The following is a 13,507-nucleotide window of genomic DNA, read 5'->3' as shown; positions in this document are numbered from 1 at the left end:
GAAGGGGTCGGGAGTGGCCACGGACCGGAGCGGAGCGGGTGACCCCGTCCGTACGTTGGAGCTGCTGTGGCGCGAGCCGGGGCAGGGGGCGCCCAGCGGGCGGCGCGGGCCCCGGCAGGGGCTGACCGTCGATGCCGTCGTGGACGGCGCGATCGCGCTCGCCGACGAGGCGGGGCAGGACGGCGGGTCCGGGCTGGCCGCCCTCACGATGCGGGCGCTGGCCCAGCGGCTGGGGGTGACCCCCATGACCCTCTACACCTACGTCCCCGGCAAGGCCGAGCTGCTCGACCTGATGCTGGACGCCGCGTACCTGGCGATGGAGCGGGGGGAGCCGGGCCCGGCGGAGTCCTGGCGGGAGAAGGTCGCCCGCGTCGCCGAGGACAACCGCGCGCTGTACCTGCGGCACCCGTGGATGGGCGAGGTGTCCGTCACCCGGCCCCCGCTGGGCCCCGGAGTGATCGGCAAGTACGAGTGCGAGCTCGCGGCCTTCGAGGGCATCGGCCTCACCGACGTGGAGATGGACGCCGCCCTGACCCACCTCCTCGGCTTCGTCCACGCACAGGCCCTGGCCGCCGCCGACACCGCCGCGCACAACGCCCGCCAGAGCGACCAGGAGTGGTGGGAGCTCAGTGCCCCGCTGCTGGAACGGGCCATGGACCCCGAGCGCTACCCCCTCGCCGGGCGGGTCGGCAGTGCGGTCGGCGGGTACAGCCCCGAGACCGTATGGGACTTCGGCCTGCGCTGCGTCCTGGACGGGATCGCCCGGCTGCTGGAGCGGGGCTGACCGGGTCCGGAGGCCGACCCGGCCCGGGAGCGGGCCCGGGAGCAAGCCCGGGAGCGGGCCCGGGGCGGCGTCCTACCGGTAGCCGGTGGGGTCGGCCGGGAGGTCGGGGTCCTGCACCTCGACCATGTACCGCCAGGCGTCCGGCCGGCTGCCGTCCACGTCCGTGAAGCCGTAGACCCGGGCGAGCTGCCCGCTGGAGAGCGACTGCCCGTTCCAGCGGGACAGTTCCGGGTCGGCGGCCAGGGCGGCCACCGCGCGGCCGACGTAGAGCGGGGTCTCCGAGATGCCGAAGTGCGGGACCGTGGTCAGTGCGTCCCGCCAGTTCGCCTCGGTGACGCCGAAGGCGTCGAGCATCATCTCCGACCGGAGCCAGCCCGGGGTCAGGGCCACCGCCGTCGCTCCGCGCGGTCCCACCTCGTGTCCCAGGGCGAACGCCATGCGCAGCACCGCCGACTTGGCGATGTCGTAGAAGAAGGAGACCCGGTAGCGGCTCGCGTTGTACTCCGCCGTGCCGTCCGTCATCTCCACCACCAGCCCGCCCGGCTCGCGCAGCAGCAGCGGGAGCGCGTAATGGCTGGTCACCGCGTGGGTCTCCACGGCCAGCCGCAGCAGCCGCAGCCCCTTGTCCAGGTCGTGCTCCCAGACCGTGCTCTCCCACTCGAAGAGCTGCTCGCCGCCCCAGATGTCGTTCACCAGCACGTCGAGCCGGCCCTGCTCGGAGTCGATCCGCCCGACCAGCTCCTCGACCTGCCGGGGCACCAAGTGGTCCGCGACCACTGCGATTCCGTGCCCGCCCGCCGCCGTGACCAGCTCGGCCGTCTCCTCGATCGTCTCGGGCCGGTCGTACTCCGAGCGCCTGCCGCGCGTACTGCGCCCGCTCACGTACACCGTCGCGCCCTGGGCCCCCAGCGCGACCGCGATGCCCCGGCCCGCGCCGCGGGTCGCCCCGGCCACCAGGGCCACCTTGCCTTCGAGAGTCCGCCGTTCCTGCGTCATGCCCCCGACCCTACGATGCTCCGCGCGCGGCGGGGCCGTGCGGCGCGACGGGGGGTTCTCGGGACGGGGGCGGGCGAGGGCGCGTGAGACGGGGCGGGTGCGGCCTTGAACAACGGGCCCCCGAGGCCGCACTGTTGGCCGAGATCCGTTCGTATTGTCAGGAGACAGGCTTGTCCACCGACCCCGCGCAGGCATCCGAGCCGACGCCCCCGTCCACGCTCCCGTCCGCGGCCCCGCTCCCGCACGTCATCGACCCCGCGGGCGGCTGCCCGCACGCCCTCAACGCCCGGCTGCGCGCCCGGGGCGCCGTGGCCGAGGTGGTGCTTCCCGGCGGGGTCCCCGGCGCGGTCGTCCTCGGCCACGAGGCGCTGAAGGAGTTCCTCGCCCACCCCGACGTGGCCAAGTCCGCCCGGCACTTCCCGGCCCTGCACGACGGCACCATCGCCGCGGACTGGCCGCTGCGCGTCTTCGCCAACGCCCAGGGCATGCACACCGCCGACGACGCCGACCACCGCCGGCTGCGCTCCCTGGTGGGCAACGCCTTCACCGTCCGGCAGGTCGAGCGGCTGCGCCCCCGCATCGAGGAACTGACGGCCGGGCTGCTGGCCGACCTCGAGCGTGCGGCGGAAGCCTCCCCGGACGGGGTGGCGGACCTGCGCACGCACGTCGCGCTCCCGCTCCCGATGAGCGTGATCTGCGAACTCCTCGGCGTGGACCCCGAACACCGGGGGCGGCTGCACGAGCTGACCAACACCGCCGTCATCGCCACCGACACCACCCCGGCCGAGGTCATGGCGGCCGTGCGCGAGCTCATCGAGCTGATCGGCACCATCGCCGCCACCCGGCGGGCCGATCCGGGTGAGGACCTGACGAGCGCCCTGATCGCCGCCCGGGACGACGACGGCGACCGGCTCAGCGAGGCCGAACTCACCGGCACCATGCGGCTGATGCTGGTCGCGGGCCACGAGACCACGCTCAACCTGATCAGCAACGCCGTACGCGCCCTGTGCACCCACCGCGACCAGCTCGCGCTGGTCCTGGAGGGGAAGGCCACCTGGTCGGACGTGGTCGACGAGACCCTGCGCTTCGACGGCCCGGTCAGCTGGTTCCCGTTCCGCTACCCGACCCGCGATCTGACCATCGACGGGACCGTGATCCCGCAGGGCACCCCGGTCCTCGCCGGCTACACGGCGGCCGGCCGCGACGAGGCCTTCCACGGCCCTGACGCCGACCGCTTCGACCTGACCCGCCCCACCGCCGCCCGCAACCTCTCCTTCGGACACGGCGCCCACTACTGCGTCGGAGCCCCGCTCGCCCGGCTGGAGGCCACCATCGCCCTGGAAGCCCTCTTCGCCCGCTTCCCGGACCTGGACCTGGCCGTTCCCGAGGCCGAACTCCCGCACCAGCGAAGCTTCATAGGCAACAGCGTCGAGTCCCTGCCGGTTCGCCTACGGGGCTTCGGACGGGGGTGAGATCTCCGTACTGAGCCACCCCAGTGCGTCGGGGTACATGCCGATCCAGGTCTGGAAGTTGTGCCCGCCCTGAGGGCGGACCAGCGTCTTGACCCGGACTCCGGAGTTCTGGGCCGCCTTCGTGAACTCGGCCAGCTGCTGCGGCGGGCTGTCCTTGTCCTGTGCGGAGGTGGCCAGGAACAGCCCCACGTCCGTGGTCTTGTCGCCCTTCGCCTGCTGCACCAGCCACATCGGGCTGTTGTGCTCGCGCAGCACCGGATCGGACAGCACGTCCGGGTCGCCGGTCAGCGGATCCGGGTCCAGGGCCGCGCCCGCCCGGAACACCTTCGGGTACTGGAGCGGGAGCTTGGCCGCGCAGAAGGCCCCGGTGGAGATGCCCATCAGCCCCCAGCCCTTGGGCTCGGGGAGCGTGCGGAAGTTCCTGGCGACCAGGTCCGGCACGTCCTGCGCGAGCCAGCTCGCCACCTTGCGCTGCGGGGTGTTCGTGCAGTCGGTGTTCACGCCTCCGGGGTACAGGTCGGGGATCACCAGGATGAAGGGGTGCGCCGCGCGGAGCTGGACGAGCTGCTCCAGTGCGCCGGGCATGTCGCCGATGTCGAGCCAGGACCGCGGCGAGCCCGGGTAGCCGTGCAGCAGCATCAGCACGGGGAACCGGGTCTTGTCCGCGCCCGGTGCGTCGTACTCCGGGGGAGTCCACACGATCACCTGGCCGGCGAGCTTGGAGTGGGAGCCGCGGAAGTAGGTGGTGCGGGTGCCGTCGCCGCCGAGGGTGAACTTGGCCCGCCCGAGCGGCGGCCCGGTCATGGCGGAGTCGTTCTGTCCGGCCTCGGTGCCCAGCAGGTCGTCCCACGAGGCGTAGAGGCCGTAGCTCCCGTTGATCCAGGTCGCCACCACGCAGATGGCGGTGAGCTGGCACAGGCCGATCATGAGCAGCCGGGCGGGCCAGCGCACCCAGCCGGGGCCGGGGATCCGGTTCCACAGGAGCAGCGCGGCGAGCATCGCGAGCCCGGTGACGACGATCAGCGTGACGAGGAACGACGTGCTGGTCAGCTCCACTGCGCCGGCTCCTGACGTGCGACGGAATCGGAGAATTCCGGACAATGTGCCAAATCTACGGTGCGCACCGCCCGCGGCTGCGGGTGGCGCGCGCCGTGTCGGACCGCCTTTGACCTGGGGTAGATTCACCGCCTGTTCACCTGCGCGTTCCGGGGCTTTCGGGCGGGCTGGTGCCGTATGAGGCATGATCGACGGGGATATGCGCAAAACGCAGAAAGTCCAGAACACGCAGAGCATGAAGAAAGTGCAGAAGGCGGCGAGCCGCCGGATCCGTTCCGGGGTGCGCACCAGGATGTCGCCGGTGATTCCGGTGCGCGCGGGCTACCAGGTCAAGCTGCTGGTCGACCCGGACCGGGTGCTCGACGCCGACGGCCTGCCCACGGCCGCCGCGGCCGCCGCGCTGTCCCTCGGCGCGCCCGGCCGCTTCGAGGTCGCCCAGTACATGGACGACGCCGGGCGCAGCCTGGGCGGACAGGGCTGGATCGTCCGGATCCGGCGCCACGACGACGAGAACCGGATCCGCCTCGCCTACAAGGCCCGCTTCGACATCGAGGGCGACGGCACGGACCCGGCCGCGGTGCGGCGCGTGATGGACCGGGCGACCGCTCACAACTTCTGTGCGGACGACGGCAATTACTCCGTCCAGGTCAACCTCAGCCACAGCCGCGCCACCCTCGACTTCACCAACAAGAAGTGCCGGCCGGTCCCGGGCCTGGAGCCCGGCGAACTCCCGGGGCTCGACGCCTCCCGCGCGCTGGTCCTGGAGCGCCTCCCCGGAAAGCTCGCCAAGTGGGCTGCGAAACCTGCCGGTTGGGCGGAGTCGGTCACCGCTTCATCCCGACTCCACGGTCCCGTAAGACAGGCCAACTACCCTGGCCGGATGCTCGATCACGCGATGGAGACGCAAGTCAGCCGGCTGCGGACCGCCTCCGGAGAGCTGGCCTGGTTCGCCGAGATCACCGCCAAGGGGCGCACCCTGCGGGAAGCGGTCGAGCTGCGCTCCGACCTGATGGGCAAGCTCCGCGCCGAGGGCTGGCTGCTGGAGCGGGACGCCTTCAAGACCGAACTCGTCCTCGGCTCGTGAACGCCCCCGCGACCGCCCCGATACGCGTGGCCCACCTGGCCGACCTGCACATAGGCTCCGCCCTGCGCGGGCTCGCGGACTACCCGGGCGCACCCGCGATAGACCGCAGCGAAGCCCCGTACGAGGCCCTGCGCGCGGCCGTGCGCCGCATCGTCGAGGGCGGCTACGACGCGGTGCTCATCGCCGGGGACGTCTTCGACCGCCGCCACAGCGACGCCCGGGCACTGGCCGCCTGCCAGGACGCCCTCGGCGCCTTCCACGAGGCGGGCCTGCGCACGGTGGTCGTGTCGGGCAACCACGACGCCGAGACCCCGCTGCCGCACAAACTGCAGCTCCCGCCCTCGGTGCGCTGGCTCGGCGCCGACGCCCCCGAGTCGGTGATCTGGCCCGACCTCGGCATCACCGTCCACGGCCAGTCGGTGGCGGAGCCCGACGAGCGCCGCGACCTCGCGGCCGGCTTCCCGTCCGCGACCCCCGGCGCCGTCAACATAGGGCTGCTGCACACCAGCCTGCACGGGGCCTGGAGCCGCCGGATCTGCGCACCGGCCGACCCGCGGACGCTGGCCCGCGCCGGCTACGACTACTGGGCGCTGGGCCACGTCCACCACCGGCTGCTCCCCGGCGCCGGCGCCTTCGCCGCCTACCCGGGCAACACGCACGCCCGCGGCCCCGGAGAGACGGGCGGCCGCGGTTTCACGGAGCTGCTGATCGATCCGGCCCCCGGCGACCACCCTCGCCGGGTCGGCATCCTCCCGGTGGACACGGCCCCGGTGCGCTACGAGACGCTCCACCTCCCGTACCCGGAGACCGCCGAGGCCGAGCTGCGGGACCGGTTCGCGGCCGTCCCGCCGCCGCCGGGCGGGGGCGCCGTCGTCTGGACCCTCAGCCCCGCCACCCCGCCCGGCCTCCTCCACGAAGCCCGCACCCTGGCCGGCCCGGCCGCCATGGTCTGCCCGGCCGAGGGCGCGGCCGTCTCCTGCTGACGGGACCCGCTTCGAAGGACGGCCCCTCAGCCCCGCACCCGGACCGTCACCGTGTGGTGGCCGGTGGCGCCGTCGGGGAGGGTGCCGGCGCGCTCCTGCGTCTGTACGGCGCCGGTGCCGTCCGTGGCGCGGACCTGGAGGGTGTGCCCGCCGGGAGCCGCCTCCCAGAGCCACAGCCACTGGCGCCAGGTGTCCTCCCCGTCCGCCGCGCCGAGCCGGGCCTCCCGCCACGGGCCCGCGTCCACCCGTACCTCGACCCGCGCGATGCCCCGGTGCAGCGCCCACGCCACCCCGGCGACCGCCACCCGGCCCGCCGCGACCTCGGCGAAGGGGCGCGGGGTGTCGATGCGCGACTGGGTCTTGACCGGCGCCTGCTGCGCCCAGGAGCGGCGCACCCAGTACGCGTCGTAGGCGGCGAACGTGGTGAGCCGCAGCTCGCGCAGCCACTTGCACGCGGAGACGTACCCGTACAGGCCCGGCACGATCATCCGGACGGGAAAGCCGTGCCGGAAGGGGAGCGGCTCGCCGTTCATGCCCACGGCCAGCAGCGCCTCCCGGCCGTCCATCACGGCCTCGACGGGGGTGCCGAGGGTCATCCCGTCCACCGAGCGCGCCACGAGCTGGTCCGCGGGTCCGCCCTGCGAAGGCGGCCGCACCCCCGCCTCGCGGAGCAGGTCGGCGAGGCGCACGCCCAGCCAGCGGGCCGTGCCCGCGTACGGGCCGCCGACCTCGTTCGACACGCAGGTCAGGGTGGCGTCGTGCTCGACCAGGGGACGGGCGAGCAGCTCCCGCAGGCCCAGGGTGAGGGGCCTGGAGACCCCGTCCCCGTGCACGCGCAGCTGCCAGGTGTCCGCGTCCACGCGCGGGACGACCAGCGCGGTGTCCACCCGGTAGAACGCCCGGTTGGGGGTGATGAAGGGGGTGGCTCCGGGGATCCGCAGCTCGGCCCCGGCCGGTACGGGCGGAGCCGCCACGGTGGGCGGGGGAAGCACGAACGCGGCCCGCGAGGCCGTGGCCCCCGCGTCCCCGAAGGCGCCGAGCCGCCGCCCGGCGTACCCGGCTCCGGCCGACAGGGCCAGGGTGGCCAGGGCGAGGCGGCCGAAACGGCGGCGGTCCATGGCGCCGGGCGGGCCTGCGCCGGAGGGCCGCGAACGGGGCCGCGGGACGGCTCGGACCAGGAGGTACAGCACTCCGGCGGCGGCGAACCCGCCCGCCAGCGAGGGCAGCGCGTCCTGCCAGGCCGCCTCCGGCCGGCCGAGTGCGGCCGCCGCGCCGAGCACGCCGAAGGCGGCGGCGAGCGCGGTGCCCGCGGCGGGGCGGCGTACGGCGAGCAGTCCGGCCGCGATGGCCACGGCGGCCAGCAGGGCGCCGATGCCCAGGGTCAGGACCAGCTTGTCGTCGGTGCCGAACCGGCGGATCGCCCACTCCTTGACGGCGGCCGGGGTCGCGTCGACCACGGCCCCGCCGACGGCGGTGACCGGGGCGGCCTCGGGCCGGACCGCCGCCGCGGCGAGCTGGGCCAGGGCGAGCCCGGCGAAGGCGGCGAGCAGTCCGCTGACGGCGGCGAGCGCGGCGCGGCCGGGCCTGCGGGGCGCGCGGGGCGTGCCGGGACCGGTCCGCTGCGGATTCGTACGGATCATGCGGAGTCACCGCCGCCCCGCTACGTCGGGATGTGTCCCCCCAGGTACCAGGGTGCCTCGTTCTGCCGGCGCTTGCGCAGTTCCACGATCCCGTCGGTGAGCCGTTCCCGCAGCTCCGAAGGGTGCCGCAGCTGCTGGTCACGGTCCGCGGGCGGCCGTAACCGGGCGGTGTCGGGCGCTGGGGCCCCGCAGGTGAGCAGGGCCAGCAGCTCCAGCGTCGGGGAGGTGGGGTGCGGGTCGGTCTCGGACATGGCGGGCGTCCTTCCGGCGAGGGCGGCGTCGGAAAGGGCGGCCGCCGGATGGCTCCGGCGACCGCCCCTGCTCCGTTTCCGGCAGTGTCCTTCAGTCAACCCGGTGCCGCGCCGGAGCGTGACCCGGTCGGCCCTGATGTCCCCCGACCGGGGGACTCCGATCTCCCGTGTCGTGCAGGTCAGTTGACCTCGGGAAGGGTGGCTGCGATACCGCTCGCCAGGGTGTACGGGTCACCGCTCGGCCGCGCCGGGTGGCGGGTGGTGAGCTTGGCCCAGTCGTCCTCGAAGGCGTGCCAGTCGATCGCCCTCGGCGCGGCACGCCGCACCAGCGCCTCCTCCAGGGAGGCGAAGTAGGAGGACCAGCGCCGGGCGTACAACTCGCTGATCAGGCCGCTCCATTCGCGGTTCGCGTAGTCGTGCAGGAAACCGCCCTCGCTGGTGCTCTGCCGCCCCCACACGCTGAGGATCGAGCGGGCGTCGTACTCGTACCGGTCCTGCTCGGCCGCGTCCGCGCCGTGCGCGCGGGCCGCCGACAGCCAGGAGCCGAGCAGGAAGTTCGGGTCGGACCCGACGAGCGCGTCCAGCTGCTGCTCCCGATGGGCCCAGTCGGCGGTCAGCTGCCGGAACAGGGCCAGGTCCCGGGCGTCGTAGGCCGCCTTGATCCGGGGCAGCAGCACCCGCGAATGGTTGGCGAGGGCCTGTCGGGCGGTGTCCACCAGGTCGAAGCGGTAGGCGCTGGAGCCGCGCAGCCGGGGGTCGACCTCCAGCAGGTGGTCCAGGGCCCGGCGCACCGAACCGGCCTGGTACCGCATCGCCTTGGGGCTCCAGTAGGCCGACCCCACCGCGGTCAGGCTCGGCCGGGCGCTGAACAGACTGTCCTGGGACTCCGACCACAGCCCCGAGGAGGTGCTGTACGGGCCCTTGCGCAGCTCCTCCCAGGCCGCGGCGGCCGCGGCGTCCGGGGCGCCGTACCGCCGGCCCGCGAAGTCGGCGAACCACTTCTGCTGGTCGACGGGGCCGGGCTCCCAGGCCAGGTCGGTGAAGAGGTCGAAGGCCGCCGGATTGGTCCCGGTGGCCTCGGGGAGGTAGGCGATGCCCTTCAGCGCGCTGTCGGGCTTCGCCCGCCAGGACTGGTACCGGTCGATCCACACCGAGGTGTTGGCCCCGATCGTCGTGTGCCCGCCGAAGTTGTAGATCGAGCCGATGGCGTACGAGGTCCCGCCCCAACGGGTCTCGCGGTCCAGCCGGTTGTAGCGGTCGGAGAGCCCGTCCAGGATCAGCAGCTTCGAGGTGTCCACCCCGGCCAGCAGCTCCTTGGTCGGGTCGTCCTGCCACCCGAGCACCGCCCACAGCGCGCCCGGATGGGCCGCCCACAGGGCCTGCTGCACCGCCCCGGCGGCCGTCTTCACGTCCACCGAGCCGGTCTGCCCGCCCTCGTGCAGCGGGCTCATCCGGTACATCGTGCTGTCCCCGAACACCGCGCGCTGCTCCGCGTAGTACGCGGCGGCCAGCCGGGCGAAGGGCGGCGACACCGGGTCCAGCCAGTCGGGCCGTTCGAAGCCCGCCCAGTCGCCCTGCGGAACCGTCACCGCGCCCGGGTTGCGTCCGGCGAAGGCCGGCGGCACCGTCCCGAAGTACCCCGGCAGCACCGGGGTCATGCCGAGGCCGCGCAGCTGCTCGGCGATCCTGCCGCCCAACTCGGCCCGTCCGCGCATGAGTTCCTCGGACACCGGGCCGCCGAAGCCGCTCAGGTTCTGCAGCAGCCACCAGCTCTGGTGGCCCGGACCGGGGATCCACTCCCGCAGCTCCTCGGCGGAGTAGCCGAACTGCTGGAGCGCCCGGTAGTACGGGTACTCGGCACCGACCTGCACGAACACCTCGTTGATGCCGTGCAGGGCGAGCAGGTCGATCTGCCGCTGGTGCTCCTCGAAGGTGCGGTACGGGCCGGAGTACCCGTCGTCGGTGTCGTTCAGCGCGTACCGGTGCGGCACCTGCGCGCTGCGGGTGACCGGGGCGGGCACCGCCGGCAGCTCGGCGGGCAGCAGGCCGATGCTGTCGCCGGGCCAGCCGATGTCGGCCCCGGCGACGTGCTGGAGGTACCAGCCGACCCCGGTGAGCAGGGTGGCGCCGGTGGAGCCCCGGACGGTGATCGCGCCGGCCGTACCGGACACGGTGAAGGTGTCGGGCCCGGCTCCCGGGTCGGGCACCAGCGTGAACTGCCCCGCGTGGCGCGGCAGCAGCCGTTGCAGGGAGGCCCGCGCGGGCGCGGCGTCGAAGGCCCGCGGCCGGGGCGCGGGCGCCGTCGCGGTGTGCCCCGGCCCGGCCCGCCCGGAGGACCGGACGGCGGGAGCGGCCGCCTCCGCAGAGGGCGGAGCCGTCCCCGCGGCGGGGGCGGCCGCTCCGGGGGCCGCCCCGGCGACGGCCAGGGTGAGCAGGGCCGCGGGCAGCGCGGCCAGGGTGACCCGGCGGCGCACCCGCCGGGCGGCCCGGCCGCGGTGGGGGAGGGGGACCGGCATGCGCATCGTCCTCGTTCTCGTCGGCTCGGGCGGCCCCGGTGCTGCGGCCGGCTCGTTCGGCTCGGTGGGTGGGTGCGTCCTCGTCTGGTGCCTCGTCTGCTTCCCCATGGGCCCGGCCGTCAGACCGGCAGGGCCCACGCCTGGTCGACCTGGTGGTCGCCGCAGGGCGTCAGCCGCAGCCGCTCGGCGGGGGTGCCCGGTTCGACGGGGGCCGCCGCGGGGGCGGGCGCCGTCAGGCAGAGCCCGCTCGTGTCCTCGACCAGGGCTCCGTCCCGGCGGGGCGTCCAGCTCTGGCCCGGGGCGCGGCGCTGCCGCCCGTCGGAGCAGTCGGCCAGCTCCACGAGGCCCGCTTCGCCCGCCGACAGGCACGCACCGGCCAGGCGCAGGCTGCTGTCCCGGCCCACGGTCCAGCGCTGGTCGGGTGCGCCCGTACAGGCGGCCATCACGACGGCGCCGACGCCGGTGGTGTTCGCCCCGTCGGCGCAGGCGGCGTTCGTGCCGGAGCCGCGGCCGGCGATCTGCCCGGTGGGCACGGCCTCGGCGCAGCCGGTGTGCGGGGTGAGCCGCCAGACGCCCGTGTCGTGCGCGCCGACCGTTCCGGTCAAGGTCTCGGAGAGCTCCCGGGATTCACCGTTCCACAGGTTCTTCGCCTCGACGGTGCAGGAGTCCAGTCCGAGCTCGTCGAGCGGTACGCGGATGTCGCGGACGGCGCCGGACCGGTTGAGCACGGCGACCGCGCGGTCGCCGTTGGCCAGCGGACGCACCAGGATGTCGAAGGTGGCGTTCGAGGAGACCACCGTGCCCTGGACGCCCATCGGGTCCTGGTCCAGCGCGATCAGGTCGGTGTTGCCCAGGGCGGCGAGGCCGTCCGGGGTGAGCTCGGAGACCTGCGAGGACAGGATGAACGGCGCGGCCATCATGGCCCACAGGCCGACCTGGCTGCGGCTCTCCGCCGCGGTGAGTCCGGGGGCGCCCGCGATCAGGAAGTCGGGGTCGTTCCAGTTGCCGGGACCGGCGTACCGGCCGAGCCAGCGGTTGTAGCCGTAGTTGCCCATGACCGAGCTCCAGCGGGAGGTGTCCGGGGCCGTCGGCTTGTAGACCTTGATGTCCCGGCCCTCGCGCCACAGCTGACCGGTCTCGCCGACCCAGTCGATCACCTTGTGCCAGTCGGACCCGCCCCACTCGCCCTGCTGGAAGTAGGCGGGCGCCGAGGCGGACAGCACCATGTCCCGGCCGCTGTCGCGCAGCGCCCGGGCGACGGAGTTGTAGGCGTCCCGGTAGGCCTGCTCCTTGGTCTTGCCCTCGGGCACCCAGAGGTTGCAGCCGTCCATCTTGACGTAGTCCACCTTCCAGGAGGCGAACTGCCGGGCGTCGCGGGCGTAGTGGTCGGGGCCGCCGCCCTCGGGGGAGCCGCTGCCGGGGTAGCGCTCGCAGGTGAGGGAGCCGGCGTCCTGGTAGATGCCGAACTTCAGCTTCCTGGCGTGCAGGTACGCGCCGAGCCAGGCCATGCCGTGCGGGAACTTCTCCGTGTCGACGACCAGATTGCCGTCCGCGTCGCGGCTCTTGGTCATCCAGCAGTCGTCGATGGTGACGGTGTCGTAGCCCTTGGCGGCCAGGCCGGTGGCCACGAGCGCGTCCGCGTTCGCCACGACCTTGGCCTCGTCGATGTCGCACATGTAGTGCGCCCAGTTGTTCCAGCCCATGGGCGGGGTGAGCGCGAGCGGGGTGTCCGACGTCGCGGTGGGCTCGGCCGCCGCAGGGGCGGGGCAGAGCACGAGGGCGAGCAGGGCGGCCGCGGTCAGGCAGGGGAGCGACGCACGCAGGCGAGGCGGCACGGAGTCTCCTTGACGTGGGGGCTGTCGAGGGCTCAGTGCAGCGGTGTGACTACCCGCTGTCAACATAAGTCGGGGGTTATATGCCAATGACCAGCAATTTGGGTGTAGTCGAGTACGTACGAAGGGGGCGATACGACGTACCGTACGTCGTACGTGACGATGGCTGTGACATTGGCTGTGACGGTGGATGATACGGTGTATCTCATGCCGAGAAGATCAGCCGCCCTGGACCGCGCCACACCCGCGGCCATCGCCGCCGCCGCCCTGGGGATCCTCGACGAGCGGGGGCCCGCCGCGCTCAGCTTCCGCGCGCTCGCCGAGCAGCTCGACGTCTCGCACGCCACCGTCCAGCGCCGGTGCACCGACCTCGCCGGGCTGCTCGACCTCTGCACCGAGCACCTGGCCGCCCAGCTGCCCGACATCCCGGCCGGGGTGGGCTGGGCGGAGGCCGCCGAGCAGCGGTTCACCGCCCTCTACCGGCTCCTCGCGGCGCACCCCGGGCTGATGATCCTGCGCGGCGGCCGCCCCTGGCTCGGCCGGCAGTTGCTCGCCCGGCTCGTGGAACCGGCGCTCGCCGACAGCGTGGCCGCCGGCATGACCCCCGCCGAGGCGATGACCGCGTACCGGCGGATGTACCTGCTGACCCTGGGCAGCGCGGCCTTCGTCGACCACCGGGACCCGGCCGCCGCCACCGCCGCCTCGCGCGGGGCGCTGGCCGCCCTGGACCCCGAGGAGTTCCCCGTGCTCTCGGCCGGGCTGGCCGACGTACTGCCCGCGCTGACCGACCACGAGGTGTACTACGGCGCCCTGCGCCAGCTGATCGAGGCGAACCGGCCCGCCGGAGCCTGACGAGAGTGCCGAACGACAGGAGTACGGGTCCATGGAACAGC

The 13,507-nt window shown here is 74.1% G+C and carries 11 protein-coding genes; 5 read left to right on the top strand and 6 right to left on the bottom strand.

From position 1 onward, the window contains the following. The first annotated feature begins 13 nt into the window (after positions 1 to 13). Positions 14 to 784, top strand: a complete 771-nt coding sequence (locus tag ACZ60J_RS10770) for a TetR/AcrR family transcriptional regulator (RefSeq protein WP_469680610.1) — start codon at positions 14 to 16, stop codon at positions 782 to 784. Between the two features lie 72 nt (positions 785 to 856). Here ACZ60J_RS10770 and ACZ60J_RS10765 read toward each other — a convergent pair whose 3' ends face one another. Further along, positions 857 to 1,780 carry an SDR family oxidoreductase gene (locus tag ACZ60J_RS10765; RefSeq protein WP_469680608.1) on the bottom strand — a complete coding sequence of 308 codons (924 nt, stop codon included), beginning with the start codon at positions 1,778 to 1,780 and terminating at the stop codon, positions 857 to 859. Between the two features lie 170 nt (positions 1,781 to 1,950). Between ACZ60J_RS10765 and ACZ60J_RS10760 the strand changes: the two genes are divergently transcribed. Then, positions 1,951 to 3,252, top strand: a complete 1,302-nt coding sequence (locus tag ACZ60J_RS10760; protein ID WP_469680606.1) for a cytochrome P450 family protein — start codon at positions 1,951 to 1,953, stop codon at positions 3,250 to 3,252. Here the strand turns inward: ACZ60J_RS10760 and ACZ60J_RS10755 are convergent. Beyond that, on the bottom strand, positions 3,229 to 4,308 hold the full coding sequence (locus tag ACZ60J_RS10755) for an alpha/beta hydrolase (protein ID WP_469680604.1): 1,080 nt from the start codon (positions 4,306 to 4,308) through the stop codon (positions 3,229 to 3,231). The two genes, ACZ60J_RS10760 and ACZ60J_RS10755, sit on opposite strands and share 24 nt — an antisense overlap. 235 nt (positions 4,309 to 4,543) lie before the next feature. On the opposite strand from ACZ60J_RS10755, the gene ACZ60J_RS10750 reads away from it, so the two are divergent. Further along, entirely contained in the window at positions 4,544 to 5,392 is an 849-nt protein-coding gene (locus ACZ60J_RS10750; RefSeq protein WP_469680602.1) for a hypothetical protein, read from the top strand. Next, on the top strand, positions 5,389 to 6,375 hold the full coding sequence (locus ACZ60J_RS10745) for a metallophosphoesterase family protein (RefSeq protein ID WP_469680600.1): 987 nt from the start codon (positions 5,389 to 5,391) through the stop codon (positions 6,373 to 6,375). Before ACZ60J_RS10750 ends, ACZ60J_RS10745 begins: the two co-directional genes overlap by 4 nt. A gap of 26 nt (positions 6,376 to 6,401) precedes the next feature. On the opposite strand, the gene ACZ60J_RS10740 is transcribed toward ACZ60J_RS10745, so the two are convergent. From ACZ60J_RS10740 to ACZ60J_RS10725, 4 genes are all read right to left on the bottom strand, one after another. Beyond that, positions 6,402 to 8,015 carry a molybdopterin-dependent oxidoreductase gene (locus ACZ60J_RS10740; RefSeq protein ID WP_469680598.1) on the bottom strand — a complete coding sequence of 538 codons (1,614 nt, stop codon included), beginning with the start codon at positions 8,013 to 8,015 and terminating at the stop codon, positions 6,402 to 6,404. Between the two features lie 20 nt (positions 8,016 to 8,035). Beyond that, positions 8,036 to 8,266: a hypothetical protein gene (locus ACZ60J_RS10735; protein WP_469680597.1), complete on the bottom strand. Its 231-nt coding sequence runs from the start codon at positions 8,264 to 8,266 to the stop codon at positions 8,036 to 8,038. A 179-nt stretch (positions 8,267 to 8,445) separates the two neighbouring features. Then, entirely contained in the window at positions 8,446 to 10,782 is a 2,337-nt protein-coding gene (locus tag ACZ60J_RS10730; RefSeq protein WP_469680596.1) for an alpha-N-acetylglucosaminidase, read from the bottom strand. A gap of 119 nt (positions 10,783 to 10,901) precedes the next feature. Beyond that, positions 10,902 to 12,617, bottom strand: coding sequence for a ricin-type beta-trefoil lectin domain protein (locus tag ACZ60J_RS10725; RefSeq protein WP_469680594.1), 1,716 nt, complete (start codon positions 12,615 to 12,617; stop codon positions 10,902 to 10,904). A 204-nt stretch (positions 12,618 to 12,821) separates the two neighbouring features. Here ACZ60J_RS10725 and ACZ60J_RS10720 point away from each other — a divergent pair, with 204 nt between their 5' ends. Next, entirely contained in the window at positions 12,822 to 13,466 is a 645-nt protein-coding gene (locus ACZ60J_RS10720) for a TetR/AcrR family transcriptional regulator (RefSeq protein WP_469680592.1), read from the top strand. The last annotated feature ends 41 nt before the right edge of the window (positions 13,467 to 13,507 follow it).

The sequence above is a fragment of the Streptomyces sp. NPDC104226 genome (assembly GCF_055584085.1).
This window is presented reverse-complemented; position numbering and strand designations above follow the sequence as displayed.